Here is a 13,028-nt window from a genome sequence, read left to right on the forward strand (position 1 = left end):
GGAGCCGGCTCAGGTCCCTCAGATTCAACGCCATTTGAATACCCCGGCCGCCCAGTGCGGCCGGTGCTCCATGTTTTCCATCACCTTGAAATAGTCAGATAGGCAATAATGAAGAAATTACTGAAAACCGCGCTCTTGCTGAGCTCCATCGCCATGTATTGCATCGTGCCGCGCGCGATCGCCAAGGACGACGACGGTCCGCGCAAGATCACCATCGGCCTGATCGCCACCACCACCATCGAAGATACGCAAAAGCGCTGGCAGCCGGTGATCGACGACTTCGCCAAATACACCAAGATGGAAGTGCGCACGGTGGTTTCCACCAACTACAGCGACATCCTGGCCGGCCTGAAAACGAACACCATCCAGGTGGCCTGGCTGAGCAGCAAGAGCGCGCTGGAAGCGGTGGAAGACAACCAGTCGACAGTGTTCGCGCAGATGGTCAAGAAAGACGGTTCGCACGGCTACAACTCGGTGCTGATCACGCCGGCCAAAAGCCCGGTCAAATCGTTCGAGGACATCTTGAGCAACAAGGGCGTGTACAGCTTCTACGATGGCGACAAGAGTTCGACTTCGGGCTACCTGGTGCCGGCCTATTACGCCTTCGCCAAGAACAAGGTAGAACCGGAACGGCTGTTCAAGTCCATCGCGATCGGCAATCACAAGAAGAACCTGCAGGCCGTGATCAACGGCCAGGTCGATGTCGCCACCAACAATACCGAAGAGCTGGACCGCCTGCAAAAGGAATCGCCGGAACAGTTCAGCAAGGTGCGCGTGATCTGGTCGTCGCCGCTGATCCCTAACGATCCGCTGCTGTACCGCAAGGACTTGCCGGCCGCCAGCAAGGCCCGCATCGAAGAGTTTTTCGTCACCTACGGCAAGCCGAAGAATCCGGCCAGCCAGCCTGACGTGCTGCAGAAAATCCTCGACCTGTCAGGCTTCCAGCATTCCACCGATGCCCAGCTGAAGCCGATCGCCGATCTCACCATGTTCGGCCTGCTGCGCAACAATATGTACGACACCAAGCTGAGCACCGCGCAAAAGCAGAAAGCCTTTGAAGACATCACCGCCCGCTTCGGCAAGCTGAGCATGGCGCTGGAGATGGCGCGTTTGCGTTAATCGATCCGCCCCGGCAACACCTGCGCGAGCCGCCGTCTCAGGCTCGCGCCTTCTGTTCCTGCACGCGCTCCTGCAGCTGCTGCGGAAAATACAGGCTGAAGCGGATCTCCCCCGCAGCCGTACAAGCCACCTCGGCGCTGCCGCCGTGCACCTGCATGATGGCGCGCACAATCGCCAGCCCAAGGCCGTTCGATTCCGTGAACTCGCTGCGCGACTTGTCGCCGCGGTAGAAACGATCGAACAAGCGGTCCAGCTGTTCTTGCGGGATCGGATCTCCCCGGTTTTCCACTTCAACGCAGATGCCTTGCGCCTGCGGCTTGCCGCTGAGGCGTATGGTGCTTCCCGGCAGCGCATAGCGCACCGCGTTGACTACCAGGTTGCTGACCGCGCGGCGCCACATCACCGGGCTGGCCTCCAGCTCTCCGCTGGCGTCGACCACCAGTCTGATATCGCGTTCTTCGGCCACGCCTTCAAAATACTCGGCGATCTTGTGCAGCTCCTCGGCCAGCGCCAGCGGCGCTTTCTCGACGGCGAGGCCGGCATGGTCGGCATGCGCCAGGAACAGGATGTTTTCCACGATGCGGCTCAGGCGCTGCAGTTCTTCCAGGTTCGATTCCAGCACCTGCTGGTATTCGCCGGCATTGCGCACCTTGTTCAGCGTCACCTGGGTCTGCCCCATCAGGGCGCCGATCGGCGTGCGGATCTCGTGCGCAAGGTCGGCGGAAAACTGCGACAGGTGCTCGTAGCCGTCGGACAGCCGGTCCAGCATGGCGTTGAAGGAGGCGGCCAGCAGCCGCAACTCCTGCGGCGCATCCTCTTCGCGCAAACGTATCGAAATATTGGTGGGACTGACTTCGGCGGCGCGCTCGGCCATCGCGTTCAGCGGCCGGAAACCGCGCTTCAGGACAAGGAAGCCGAGCAGCGCCGCCAGCAGCACCGACACCGCGGCCGCGCCAATCACCTGCCAGTAGTAGGCGGAAAGGATATGCGATTCCTGCGTCATCACGTGAGCGCCGACAATCACGACCTTGGTGCCGTCGCTGCCTACCTCGGCTTCGGCTGAGACCCAGCGCACCCGCACGCCGTCGGCGCGCTCGCCAGCCTGCAGCGCGGCCAGCGTCAGCGGCTGGTCGAGGCCGACCGGCTTCATCGCCGGCGGCGTCATGTTATCGGGATTGACGCGCACGAACGGCGCCTGGCCGGGATAGCTGAACATCAGCACATCCTGCTCGCTGCCCAGCATGATTTCAAACAGCGCCGGCCGGTCTTCCATCTGCTTGACGTTGTAAAGATCATGCAGCAGCCTGCGGAAATGTTCCACCTTGCCGACCAGCGAATAATCGGCGCGGGTTTCCAGCGCCTGCCGCGTCGACGAATACAGATACATGCCGAGGCTGGTGACGATGGCGCAGGCGACCAGCGCAAACAGCAAAGCGACGCGCGCGGTCAGCGAGCGGGTGCGCCAGGGCGTCATGGATTTTCCGAGAACATGTAGCCGATGCTGCGCACCGTGTGGATCAGCTTGCGTTCGAAAGGATTGTCGATCTTGGCGCGCAGGCGCTTGATGGCGACATCGACCACATTGGTGTCGCTGTCGAAATTCATGTCCCACACCTCGGAGGCGATGACAGTGCGCGACAAGGCTTCATCCTGGCGCTTGACCAGCAGGTGCAGCAGCAGGAATTCCTTGTTGGTGAGAACGATGTCTATGCCCTGGCGCGTGACCTTGCGGCGCAAGAGATCGAGCTGCAGGTCGGCCACCTGGAAAAAGTCCAGCTCATGCGCCTCGCGCGCCACGCCGCGCCGCAGCATGGTGCGGATGCGCAGGAGCAGTTCGGTAAACGAAAACGGCTTGACCAGGTAATCGTCGGCGCCCAGTTCCAGTCCGCGTATGCGGTCGTTCACGTGGTCGCGCGCGGTCAGGAAGATGACCGGCAGGTCGCGGCGGGCGCGGATCGCACCCATGATTTTCCAGCCGTCGGTGCCGGGCAGCATCACGTCCAGCACCACCAGGTCGTAGGAATTCTCCAGCGCCATGTGCAAGCCGTCGCTGCCGTTGCGCACCAGGTCGACCGCATAACCTGATTCGCGCAGGCCTTTCTTGAGGTAGGCGCCGGTCTTCGGGTCGTCTTCGATGACGAGGATAGCCATGCTGAGTCCTTGATATAGATGGCCCATTCTATCAATTCGCTTGCCGGGAAGAATGACAATATTGTCATTCATATGTCACCGATAAGACACTCCGGCGCGCCTAGACTGGGCTTCCCAGCAACCACCGAGACTGATCCCATGACAACTGCACAATTCCTGCGCCGGCTTGTTCCTGCGCTGGCCGCATCGACTTTGCTCGCCTACGGCAGCGTCGCCATCGCCCAGACCGCCGCCATGGCGCCCCCGGTCAGGGTGCGCGCCACGATTGAAAAAGTGAACGCTGACAATCTTGAAGTCAGCACCAAGGCCGGCAAGAAGCTGACCTTGAAACTGGCGCCGGACCTGATGCTGTTCTCGGTCAGCCATGCCGCCATTACCGACATCAAGTCCGACAGCTTCATCGGCAGCGCCGCCGTGCCGCTGCCTGACGGCAGCCTGAAGGCGCTGGAAGTGCACGTCTTCCCGGCCGGCATGAAGGTCGGCGAAGGCCATTACGCCTGGGACCTGGGCAAGAAGAGCAGCATGACCAACGGCACCGTGGGCGATGTGGTGGTGACCAGCGGCCGCACCATCACGGTCAAGTATCCGGATGGCGAAAAGAAAATCGTGGTGCCGGCCGATGTCCCTATCGTCAGCCTCAACAAGGGTGACCGCAGCCTGCTGGTGCCTGGCGCGCATGGCGTGTTCTTTGTCAGCAAGGCAGCCGATGGCAGCGATGTCGTCGGCCGCGCCACGGTTGGCGTCAATGGCGTAGTGCCGCCGATGTAGTGCGGTTTTGCAATGCAATTTTGCGGGCGGCGCGGCTGCCCGCATCTCTTCTTGACAAGGCAAGTCCATGACTACAGCAGACAAACCGCGCCGCATCATTCATCCGCTGCTGGTGCGGGTGGCGCATTGGATCAACGCCTTCGCCATGGTCTGCATGGTGATGAGCGGCTGGGCGATCTATAACGCCTCGCCGCTGTTCGGCTTCGATTTCCCGCGCTGGGCCACCCTCGGCGGCTGGCTGGGAGGCGCGATTGCCTGGCACCTGGCGGCGATGTGGCTGCTGGCGGTGAATGGCCTGGTCTATCTTGGCTACGGCCTGCTGGCCGGCCATTTCCGCCGCCACTTCCTGCCGCTGCGGGTGCGCGACCTGCTGCGCGACGTGAAAGATGCGCTGAGCTTCAAGCTGGCGCACCAGCCCGGCGTCTACAACGCTGTGCAACGCCTGATGTACATCGCCGTGCTGCTGCTCGGCGTGCTGGTAGCGGCGTCCGGTCTGTCGATCTGGAAGCCGGTGCAACTGGATAGCCTGGTCGACCTGTTCGGCGGCTACGACATCGCGCGGCGCGTGCACTTTGCGGCGATGGCCGGCATCGTGGCATTTGTGGCGGTGCATCTGGCGCTGGTGCTGATCGTGCCGAGCACGCTGCTGCCGATGCTGAGCGGGCGGGCGCCGCGCCGCTCCGACAAGAATCTGCCGAAACAGGAGCCGCAAGCATGAACGACAAGAAAAAAAATCTACCGAAAAACAGCGAACTGCAGCCGGAACTGGTGCAGCTGCAACGCCGCCTGTTCCTGCGTTCCGGCCTGTCGCTGGGCGCGCTGTCGCTGCTGTCCGGCTGCAACCTGCAGGATGGCGACCAGGTCGACAAGGTATTGTGGGCGATGTCGCGCTGGAACGACCGCGTGCAGAGCATGCTGTTCCGCCCTGATCACCTGGCGCCGACCTATCCGGCCAGCATGATCACCAGGCCGTTTCCGTTCAACGCTTTCTATGACGCCGATTCGGCGCCGGAAATCGATGGCGACACATATAAGCTGGAAGTCTCCGGCATGGTGCGCGACAAGCGCAGCTGGAACCTGGCGCAGCTGCGGGCGCTGCCGCAGGCGTCGCAGATCACGCGGCATATCTGCATCGAAGGCTGGAGCGCCATCGGCCAGTGGAGCGGCGTGCCGTTCCGCACCTTTCTGGCGCATATCGGCGCGGATACGACGGCAAAATATGTCGGCTTCAAATGCGCCGACCGTTATTACTCCAGCATCGACATGGCAACCGCCCTGCATCCGCAGACCATACTGGCGCTGGACTTCGGCCAGGAGCCGCTGCCGACAGAATACGGCTATCCGCTGAAACTGCGGGTGCCGACCAAGCTCGGCTTCAAGAATCCCAAGCACATCGCGGCGATTTTCGTCACCAATGAAAATCCCGGCGGCTATTGGGAAGACCAGGGATATAACTGGTTCAGCGGGTCTTAAGATCGATAAACATCTGTTTGAAACCGCATTTCATTTCCTCAGCGAAACAGATGCAGCCGGCGCGGCTGCGCGCAAGCCGCGCTTCGGCCGGCCAGACCGCTGGCCGGAACCCTGGCGCCGGCGGCGGGCGACAGCGTAACAGGCCGGCATGCATTGGCTGCCGCTGCCAACGGCAACTTGTCATTGGCGCCGGCCTTGACTTCATCCGCATGGGCGTTTTTAGCCGCCAGCAAGACCACAACCAGCAACGCCAGCAGCACGCCGATGGACAGCAGGGTATTGGTGATGACGTAGGAATTGCGGGACCTGGCTGGTCTGATATAGCGTTTCTTCATGATCGGCTTTCTGGTCAAATTGATATGGCGCACTCCTCAGCCATATGAGAATGGTCAAACCAGCAGTATCCTTGAACGAAATGAAGAAAACATGAGTCATTCATGAACGTTTCCTGAAGACGCGGGCGCTTCAGCTTTTCTTCACGTTAAGGTGCTTAAATACCAAGCTATGAAAATATTGCTGATTGAAGATGACCTGGACCTGGGCAACGGCGTGCGCATCGCCCTCTCCGACCAGGGCATGGACGTGGTCTGGGTGCGCCAGCTGGCCGATGCGGTGCGCGCCCTGGAGTCGGACACCTGCGACCTGGTGCTGCTGGACCTCGGCCTGCCGGACGGCGACGGCCTGAGCCTGCTGACGCGCCTGCGGCGCGAAAAGAACGCCCTGCCGGTGATTATCCTGAGCGCCCGCGACGCCATCAACGACCGCTTGCTGGGCCTGGACACCGGCGCCGACGATTACCTGGTCAAGCCATTTGTGCTGGTCGAGCTGCTATCGCGGGTGCGCGCCCTGGCCCGGCGCAGCTACGGCTTCGACGGCGAAACCCTGGATTTGCGCGGCCTCTCGCTGCATGCGCCGACCCGCCGCGTCACCGTGCAGGAGCGGCCGGTGGAACTGACCGCCAGCGAATACGCCCTGCTCAGCACCCTGCTGATCCGCGCCGACCGCGTGGTGACCCGCCGCATCCTGGAGGAGCTGGCGCTGCCCGGCGGCCAGGGCAACGCCAGCAATACCCTGGACGTGCACATGGCTAACCTGCGCCGCAAGATAGGCGACGGCTATATCCGCACCGTGCGTGGCGTCGGCTTTGTGATAGACCTGCAGGCGCCGGCCCGCAGCATCCGCAAATGATGCTGCACTGGTGGAGCTGGCTGCTGCGGCCGACCCTGGTGCGGCGCCTGCTGCTGGCCCAGATGCTGCTGCTGACGGTGCTGTGGAGCCTGTTCATCGGCTACGCCATATTCGAAACCAGCCGGGCGCCCGGCCCGATCAACCTGGACCGCACCTACGAGGCCATCTTCGGCGTTGCCGAAAACCTGGCGGATAATCCGGAGCGCCAGTTCAAGGTGCTGCATATGATCGACCTGGCGGTGCGCGAAGGCTACGGCATCGGCGGCGATACGCCGAAACTGTCGCCCAGCATCCGGGTGCGCCAGGGAGAGCGGCTGATCTACCAGTCCGAGGACATCCCGGACGGCATCCATAACAGCCGCCTCGACGATGCGGAAACCATCTACGCCAACGGCGTGCGCTGGCGCGCCCGTACTTTGCAATCGCCGCACTCGGATACGCGCGTCACCATCATCGTGCCGGCAGACGCCATGGACATGCTGGTCGACATGAATTCGCGCGGCTATTATTCCCTGCCCTTGCTGATCAGCCTGCCGTTCCTGCTGCTGCCGGCGTGGCTGTCGATACGCGTGGCGCTGCGCCCCTGGAGCCGGATTGCGCGCGAGGTGGCCGCCCGCGGTCCGCATAACCTGGCGCCTTTGGGCTTCAAGCCCAAGCATCTGGAACTGAGTTCGATGGTCGACCGCATCAACGGCCTGCTGTTGCGCATCAGCGACAGCGTGGCGCGCGAACGCAACTTCATCGCCGACGCCGCCCATGAGCTGCGCACGCCGCTGGCCGCCATGCGCGTCAACGCGGAAGCGCTGCAAAGCCAGGCCGGCGACAGCCAGCAACAGCAGCTCCTGGCCGGCATACTGAGCAGCAGCAACCGCGCCACCCGCCTGGTCAGCCAGCTGCTGCTGCTGGTGCGCAGCGACGCTACCGCCAGCGTCGCGCTGGACCGGCTGGCGATGGATGCGCTGGTGCAGGACCGGCTGGCGATCCTGTCGGCGCTGGCCATGGTGCGGCACATCGAGCTGGAACTGGCATCGGAAGGTGAATTCTTCATCCTGGGACACCGTGAAAGCCTGGTGTCGCTGATCGACAACCTGGTCGACAACGCCATCAAATACAGTCCTCCAGGCGGCATCGTGACGGTCGGCCTGCACCGGGACCGGGACGAGGTGGTGTTCAGCGTGGCGGATCAGGGGCCGGGAATCGCACCGGCTCTGCGCGAGCGCGTATTCGACCGCTTTTTCCGCAATCCCGACCAGACCCAGAGCGGCAGCGGGCTGGGCCTGGCGATTGCCAGGTCGGTGGTGCTCCAGCACGGCGGCCAGATCCAGCTGCATGCGGCCGGCGGCGAACAAGGCTTGCTGGTGGAGGTGAGGTTTCCGCTGGCCTAGCCGGCCATGGAATCATGCAAGCCAAGCCCGCGGCGGGGCCAATTGCTGCGAAGGCTTTATTCGCCGCGCTCGCTGCAGCACGGGCAGCCATGGTGTCCGCGCATCAGATGCGGAGGCGAGGCTTCTTCATCCTGCGCCACGCTGCGCATGAATTCGGCCAGCTGTTTTTCCATGCCGGCCAGCAGATCGGCCCTGGCCTGCGGCTGGACCGGCTTGTCATCGCTGCCGGCGGCAAGCCAGTGGCGGGCGGTGTGCTTGGTCGTCATTTCTGTTCTTCCGTCTGGCCGTAATATTTTTCGCAAATCTTGATGCGCTCGCGGCCCTGGTCCTTGCGCCAGCGGTTGCTGTCCCGCAGCGAGTAGACGCAGCCGCAATACTCCTGCTGGTAGAAATACTCGGACCGCGGCGCTAATCGCTCAGTCTCTTGCTTACGGCCGGCTGCGTCAAGCGAGAAACTCTCAAGTTTGCATGAGCGGAATGCATTCAGCCCTGGTGAGCAGCCACCTGTCAGTACTGGCAGGTAGCGCTGCGGTGACATGCTGCGGTCATAAATGCGGCATATATTCGGGCGGCAAATAGTGCAAAAAAGAAACTTTTTATCTTTCCCTTCCTGAATGGAGTCTCCATGAAACTGAATCGTCAGCTGTTTCTCACGTTTATAAGCAGCGTGGCCTGCGCCGCGCCTTTGATGATGGCCAGCCAAAGCGCACTGGCCTGGGGTGATGAAGGACATATGGTGGTCGGCCTGATCGCCAGCAACTACCTGACCGACAACGTCCGCTCGCAGGTCGACGCCATCCTGGCCAACGACAGCAGCGGCCTGACCGCCGGCGACATCGCCTCGGAAGCGACCTGGGCCGACAAGTACCGCAATTCGCACCGCGAAACCGCCGCCTGGCATTTTGTCGATACCGAGATCAGCGACGGCGACATCGACGCCGCCTGCTTCGGCCATCCGAGCCTGCCCGCCAACACCCCGGCATCGGGCGGCGTGGCGCAGGATTGCGTGGTCGACAAGGTCGATCAGTTCGCGCTCGAATTGCGCGATCCGAACACCGATCCTGCCGAACGCCTGCTGGCGCTGCAGTTCTTGCTGCATTTCGTCGGCGACATGCACCAGCCGCTGCACTCCAGCGACTCTCATGACCGCGGCGGCAATGACGAGACGGTGTCCGCCACCGGCATCGCCGCCGGCAAGCTGCACGCTTACTGGGATACCGCATTCGTGAACAAGCTGGGCACCGACCAGAACAAGGTGGCCTCGGCGCTGATCGCCAAGATCACCAAGGCCCAGATCGCACAATGGCAGCAGCAGACGCCGCGCGACTGGTCGCTGGAAGCCTTCGACCTGGCCCGCACCGATGCTTACGGCAAGCTGCCGACGCCTGGATCCACCGGCAAGTACAAGCTGCCGGCCAGCTATGTCAGCAACGCCACCAGCGTGGTTGCCTTGCAGCTGAGCCGTGCCGGCGTGCGCCTGGCGAAAATTCTGAATGATGCCTTGGGCGGCAATGCCGTTTCCGGCGCATCGATATTCGTCTCGCCATTTGGCGAGAAAAAATAAGCTGTCGTTGCTGCTCAATCCTGAGCGCCTGGTCTCGCCGGCGCTCAGGATTCAGATTTTGCTTTGCTAGATCAATCCGCGCTTGGCCAGCATCGGCTCGACCTTCGGATCGCGGCCGCGGAAGGCGCGGAACGCCTGCGCCGGATCCTGCTTGTTGCCCGAGCTGTAGATATGCTTTTGCAAGCGTTCGGCAATCGCCGGCTGGAACGGATCGCCGGCTTCGGTGAAGGCATCGTAGGCATCGGCGTCCAGCACTTCGGCCCACATGTAGACGTAGTAGCCGGCTGCATAGTCGGAGCCGGCGAACAGATGCTGGAAATGGCTCAGGTAATGGCGCTGGCCGATGTCCTGCGGGATGCCCAGCAGTTCGCATTGCTGCGCTTCGAAGGCCGCCAGGTCGACCGCGCTGCCGTTCGGCAGCGAATGCAGCGCCATGTCGATCAGCGCCGGGCCGGCATACATGATGGTGGCCCAGGCCTGGTCGAACCGGCGCGCGCGCTTGAGTTTTTCCAGCAGCGCCGACGGCATCGCTGCGCCAGTCTGGTAGTGCCGCGCGTGCTGCTTGAGCACCGCTTCCTCTTCCGCCCAGTTCTCGAAAATCTGCGACGGCAGTTCGACGTAATCCTGCAATACCTGGGTGCCGGCCAGGCGTTCGTACTTCACCTGCGACAGCAGGCCGTGCAGGCCGTGGCCGAACTCATGGAACAGGGTACGCACATCGTCGAAACTCAGCAGCGCTGTATCGCCCTTGGCCGCCTTGGCGAAATTGTTGTTATTGATGACGATCGGCAGCGTGCCGCCGTCATGGCCGGATTGGTTGCGGAAAACATGCATCCAGGCGCCGCTGCGCTTGCTGGCGCGAGCGAAGTTGTCGCCGATGAACAGGCCGATCAGGGCGTCCTCGCGATTGCGCACTTGCCACAGGCGGGCGTCCGCATGATGCAGGGCGACGCCGTGCTGCTCTACAAAGCTGATGCCGAACAGGCGATGGGCGCAGTCGAACATGGCGCCTATCATGTTGTCCAGTGCGAAGTAGGGTTTCAGTTCGGCGTCGTCCAGGTCGTAGCGCGCCTGCCGGACTTTCTCGGCCAGGTAGCGCCAGTCCCAGGCCGCGATCGGCGTCGGCTGGCCCAGGCTGCGCGCCATCTCGGTCAGGGCGATACGGTCCTCTTCCGCCTTGGCCTTGGCCGGTTCCCAAACCTTGCCCAGCAGGGCGGATACCGCTTCCGGCTTGCCGGCCATGCGGTCGATCAGCTGGTAATCGGCATAAGTGGCATAGCCGTGCAGTTGCGCCTGTTCCTGGCGCAAGGCCATGATCTCGGCGGCGACCGGGCGATTGTCATGGCTGCCGGCGTGGGCGCCGCGGGCGACGCGGCCGCGCCAGACCGCTTCGCGCAGATCGCGGCGGTCGGAGAAAGTGAGGAAGGGCTCGGCCAGCGAGGGCGACAGGGTCATTACATGGCTGCCTTCCGGCAGGCCGCGCTGCTGCGCCGCCGCCTGCGCCGAAGCGCGCAGGAACGGCGGCAGTCCGGCCAGCGCCGCTTCGTCTTCCAGCGCCAGCACAAAGCCTGACTCATCGGCCAGGACGTTTTGCGTAAACTGCGTGCTCAGCGCCGCCAGCCTTTCCGTCACCGCGCTGTAGCGAGCGCGCGATTGCGGCGGCAGGTTGGCGCCAGCGCGCACAAAGTCCAGGTGCACCCGTTCCAGCAAGCGCAGCTGCACCGGATCGAGGTCCAGCCGGGCGCGCTCGGCATATAGGGCATTGACGCGGGCAAACAGGCCGGCATGCAGGTAAATGGCATTCTTGTGCGCGGCCAGCCTCGGCGCCAGTTCGATTTCGACTGCCTGCAAGGCAGGCGAGGTTTCGCTCGAGGTCAGGTTCTCGAACAGCAGGCTGATGCGGCTGTTGAGCCGGCCCGACTCATCGAAAGCGGCCAGCGTATTGGCAAAAGTGGGAGCCGCCGTTTGTGCGGCGATGGCATCGATCTCGGCCAGGTGGGCTGGCAATGCCACTTCAAAAGCGGGGACGAAATGTTCGGCCTTGACCTGATCGAAAGGCGGCAAGCCGTAAGGGGTATTCCAGTCTTGCAACAGCGGATTGGCGGCGTGAATGTCTGACATGGCGAATAGCATCCTGGCTAATGGTGAGGGAGCTATTGTATGCCGGGTGGTTTTTTTCGGCGCGGGGGATATTTTCGATGCTTCCGGTGCGCCATGCAGCCGTATCAGCCGGCGCCGGAAGCGATCCAGTTCTCGATTTTCACGCCCGGATAGACGGCGAAATCCCGTTCGTTATTGGTCACCAGCACCACATCCAGCGATACCGCATGCGCTGCGATCAGTTTGTCGAGATGGTCTTTCCTGCGCTCGCGCGTCGCCTCCCGGATCGGGCCGTAAGCGCTGGCCGCGGCGCTGTCGAAGGGCGCTACCGGGATATCCTCAACCAGTGCTGCCAGATGCTGCCGTTCGCGGACCGGATTCACCGACGCCGCAACGCCATATTCCAGTTCCGCATAGGTGATCGCCGACATCACGACATCGCCGACAAAACACGCGGCGAAGCGCTCAGCGACCTGCCTCGGCTGGTTTTTCATCAGGTAGATGCACATATTGGTGTCGAGCATGTAGCGCGCCATCAGAGTATCTCGCGCTCTTCCTGCTCTTGCTCGCCGCGGCCGGCGGTCATGAAATCGGCGCCGAAGCTGGAAAATTTCTTGAGCACGCCAGCCAGAGGACGGCCCGCCGGGCGGATCCGCAATTCGTCGCCGATCCGTTCGATTTCAAATTCGATATCGGTGCGCGCATAGGCCAACTCGGCCGGAATCCGGATCGCCTGGGAATTGCCGTTCTTGAAAACCTTGGTGGTATGCATGTCAAACAGCGCTTGAGGAAAATACGATGAATACATATTAGACGCCTCCCAGAAAAATGTAAATACACGTGTGTACACGATGTCGTTTGCATATCCAAATGTTCATTGGAAATGTGTATTTACACAATAAGGCCCTTCTCATTTTGAATTATACTGTACGTATATACAGTTAATTTAGTACGGAGGAATCTTATGCAGGTGGTCGGAAGATCGGAACTTGACGCCATTACTGAAGGATTGAAAGCAACCATCGCCCGCATTGTGCTCGTTCATCGCAGCGCCGGGGCGGACTTGACCTGGTCGCTGATGCACCGGATTGAAAGCGAAGCGATGCGCGCCATGGAGCAGTCCGGCAACTTCGACCTGAACCACCTCAACATGCTGCGCGCCTATCCCACGGCTTATCCGCGCACCGACGACCTGGTCAATTTCGGCAACGCTACCACACTGCCGATTGCGCTGTCCCTGATCTACCGGGAATTCAGAAGGTCGCACTAGCGGCTCACGC

The 13,028-nt window shown here is 62.2% G+C and carries 15 protein-coding genes and 1 pseudogene; 8 read left to right on the forward strand and 8 right to left on the reverse strand.

Annotated elements, in window-relative coordinates; all coding sequences use genetic code 11:
* The first annotated feature begins 108 nt into the window (after window positions 1-108).
* Window positions 109-1,119: a phosphate/phosphite/phosphonate ABC transporter substrate-binding protein gene (gene phnD, locus KHU30_RS13650; protein WP_211443142.1), complete on the forward strand. Its 1,011-nt coding sequence runs from the start codon at window positions 109-111 to the stop codon at window positions 1,117-1,119.
* A 37-nt stretch (window positions 1,120-1,156) separates the two neighbouring features.
* Here the strand turns inward: phnD and KHU30_RS13655 are convergent, their stop codons facing one another.
* Both KHU30_RS13655 and KHU30_RS13660 read right to left on the reverse strand, forming a co-directional pair.
* Window positions 1,157-2,593, reverse strand: coding sequence for a heavy metal sensor histidine kinase (locus KHU30_RS13655; protein WP_211443143.1), 1,437 nt, complete (start codon window positions 2,591-2,593; stop codon window positions 1,157-1,159).
* A complete protein-coding gene (locus KHU30_RS13660; protein ID WP_211443144.1) occupies window positions 2,590-3,270 on the reverse strand; it encodes a heavy metal response regulator transcription factor in 681 nt (226 codons plus the stop codon). The genes KHU30_RS13655 and KHU30_RS13660 overlap by 4 nt, the downstream gene beginning before the upstream one ends.
* Window positions 3,271-3,408: 138 nt before the next feature.
* Here KHU30_RS13660 and KHU30_RS13665 point away from each other — a divergent pair, with 138 nt between their 5' ends.
* The 3 genes from KHU30_RS13665 (at window position 3,409) to KHU30_RS13675 (ending at window position 5,511) form a co-directional block, all read left to right on the forward strand.
* The gene (locus KHU30_RS13665; protein WP_211443145.1) at window positions 3,409-4,038 is read left to right on the forward strand and encodes a hypothetical protein; all 630 of its coding nucleotides are present in this window, start codon (window positions 3,409-3,411) and stop codon (window positions 4,036-4,038) included.
* A gap of 67 nt (window positions 4,039-4,105) precedes the next feature.
* Window positions 4,106-4,756, forward strand: coding sequence for a cytochrome b/b6 domain-containing protein (locus tag KHU30_RS13670; protein WP_211443146.1), 651 nt, complete (start codon window positions 4,106-4,108; stop codon window positions 4,754-4,756).
* Window positions 4,753-5,511 (forward strand): molybdopterin-dependent oxidoreductase, encoded by a 759-nt coding sequence (locus KHU30_RS13675; protein ID WP_211443147.1) that lies wholly within the window; start codon window positions 4,753-4,755, stop codon window positions 5,509-5,511. Before KHU30_RS13670 ends, KHU30_RS13675 begins: the two co-directional genes overlap by 4 nt.
* 38 nt (window positions 5,512-5,549) lie before the next feature.
* On the opposite strand, the gene KHU30_RS13680 is transcribed toward KHU30_RS13675, so the two are convergent.
* Window positions 5,550-5,846: a hypothetical protein gene (locus tag KHU30_RS13680; RefSeq protein ID WP_211443148.1), complete on the reverse strand. Its 297-nt coding sequence runs from the start codon at window positions 5,844-5,846 to the stop codon at window positions 5,550-5,552.
* Between the two features lie 169 nt (window positions 5,847-6,015).
* Between KHU30_RS13680 and KHU30_RS13685 the strand changes: the two genes are divergently transcribed.
* The gene (locus KHU30_RS13685; protein WP_098494855.1) at window positions 6,016-6,699 is read left to right on the forward strand and encodes a response regulator; all 684 of its coding nucleotides are present in this window, start codon (window positions 6,016-6,018) and stop codon (window positions 6,697-6,699) included.
* The gene (locus KHU30_RS13690; RefSeq protein ID WP_211443149.1) at window positions 6,696-8,084 is read left to right on the forward strand and encodes a sensor histidine kinase; all 1,389 of its coding nucleotides are present in this window, start codon (window positions 6,696-6,698) and stop codon (window positions 8,082-8,084) included. Before KHU30_RS13685 ends, KHU30_RS13690 begins: the two co-directional genes overlap by 4 nt.
* A 56-nt stretch (window positions 8,085-8,140) precedes the next feature.
* Here KHU30_RS13690 and KHU30_RS13695 read toward each other — a convergent pair whose 3' ends face one another.
* Entirely contained in the window at window positions 8,141-8,350 is a 210-nt protein-coding gene (locus tag KHU30_RS13695; protein WP_211443150.1) for a hypothetical protein, read from the reverse strand.
* Window positions 8,347-8,487, reverse strand: a pseudogene (locus KHU30_RS25845) (epoxyqueuosine reductase QueH); the annotation flags it as partial. The gene KHU30_RS13695 and the pseudogene KHU30_RS25845, both read right to left, overlap by 4 nt.
* A gap of 222 nt (window positions 8,488-8,709) precedes the next feature.
* Here KHU30_RS25845 and KHU30_RS13705 point away from each other — a divergent pair.
* Window positions 8,710-9,648, forward strand: a complete 939-nt coding sequence (locus KHU30_RS13705; RefSeq protein WP_211443151.1) for a S1/P1 nuclease — start codon at window positions 8,710-8,712, stop codon at window positions 9,646-9,648.
* A 66-nt stretch (window positions 9,649-9,714) separates the two neighbouring features.
* Here the strand turns inward: KHU30_RS13705 and KHU30_RS13710 are convergent, their stop codons facing one another.
* From KHU30_RS13710 to vapB, 3 genes are all read right to left on the reverse strand, one after another.
* Window positions 9,715-11,769, reverse strand: a complete 2,055-nt coding sequence (locus KHU30_RS13710; protein WP_230427366.1) for a M3 family metallopeptidase — start codon at window positions 11,767-11,769, stop codon at window positions 9,715-9,717.
* Between the two features lie 104 nt (window positions 11,770-11,873).
* Window positions 11,874-12,284: a type II toxin-antitoxin system VapC family toxin gene (locus KHU30_RS13715; RefSeq protein WP_211443153.1), complete on the reverse strand. Its 411-nt coding sequence runs from the start codon at window positions 12,282-12,284 to the stop codon at window positions 11,874-11,876.
* A complete protein-coding gene (vapB, locus tag KHU30_RS13720) occupies window positions 12,284-12,520 on the reverse strand; it encodes a type II toxin-antitoxin system VapB family antitoxin (RefSeq protein ID WP_211443154.1) in 237 nt (78 codons plus the stop codon). Before vapB ends, KHU30_RS13715 begins: the two co-directional genes overlap by 1 nt.
* A 192-nt stretch (window positions 12,521-12,712) precedes the next feature.
* Here vapB and KHU30_RS13725 point away from each other — a divergent pair, with 192 nt between their 5' ends.
* The gene (locus tag KHU30_RS13725) at window positions 12,713-13,018 is read left to right on the forward strand and encodes a DUF2471 family protein (RefSeq protein ID WP_211443155.1); all 306 of its coding nucleotides are present in this window, start codon (window positions 12,713-12,715) and stop codon (window positions 13,016-13,018) included.
* Window positions 13,019-13,028 lie beyond the last annotated feature (10 nt).

It is taken from the genome of Collimonas humicola (assembly GCF_018304945.1).
Lineage (GTDB): Bacteria > Pseudomonadota > Gammaproteobacteria > Burkholderiales > Burkholderiaceae_D > Collimonas > Collimonas humicola.